Source organism: Aeromicrobium sp. PFPM2_SD2 (assembly GCF_057364525.1).
In genome coordinates this window covers 1-659 of record NZ_JBNFNZ010000758.1, presented here as the reverse complement: position 1 = coordinate 659, position 659 = coordinate 1, and the positions used below count along the sequence as shown (strand labels likewise).

Here is a 659-nt window from a genome sequence, read left to right as displayed (position 1 = left end):
CACTAAAGTCCTCAACGGTACGACAAACTACCTGTTAGATGCTGGACGTCAGGGCTTCCTGTCTGACATCGTGGAGCATAGTCTGACTGGCAGTAAGCGTAGGTTCGATGACCGCTGGCTGAAGACCGCTGGTATCTCAGACGATCAGTGGAAAGGAATTAAGTCCCTCATCCGTGAGTCAGTGACTCGTGTCCAGACGGGAAGTACACCATCAAGGATAAGAAGGCGTTCAGTCAGGACCCAAGGGCTATGGACCTCTGGCGTATGGGTGATACCATCGCTGACGAGACCCTGCTCCGTCCGCACAAGCTTAGCAACATGGATGCCAAGGCGTATGGACCGCTGGCGAAGACTGTCTTGCAGTTTAAGAACTTCGTTATCAAGTCCATCAACGGCCGAACCATGCGTACCTTCTACAATGCCACCAAGAACAACCGAGCGATGGACGCTGCGCTGTCAACGGTTATGTCTATGGGTCTGGCTGGAATGTACTACATGGCTCAGGCTCACATCAAGGCTTACGCTATGCAGGATGGACGTGACCGAGAGTATCTGAAAGCAAAGCCCTTAAACCCGACAATGATTGGCTATGCGGCTCTGTCCCGCTAGCTCCCACTTAGGTGGTCCTCTTGGGGTCGCCAACATTCTGGGTGGAATCG

At 53.1% G+C, this 659-nt stretch carries 1 protein-coding gene; it reads left to right on the top strand.

Features of this window, described 5'->3' with window-relative positions:
• The first annotated feature begins 264 nt into the window (after positions 1-264).
• Positions 265-609, top strand: coding sequence for a hypothetical protein (locus AC2W7G_RS17930; protein ID WP_485869624.1), 345 nt, complete (start codon positions 265-267; stop codon positions 607-609).
• Positions 610-659: the final 50 nt, after the last annotated feature.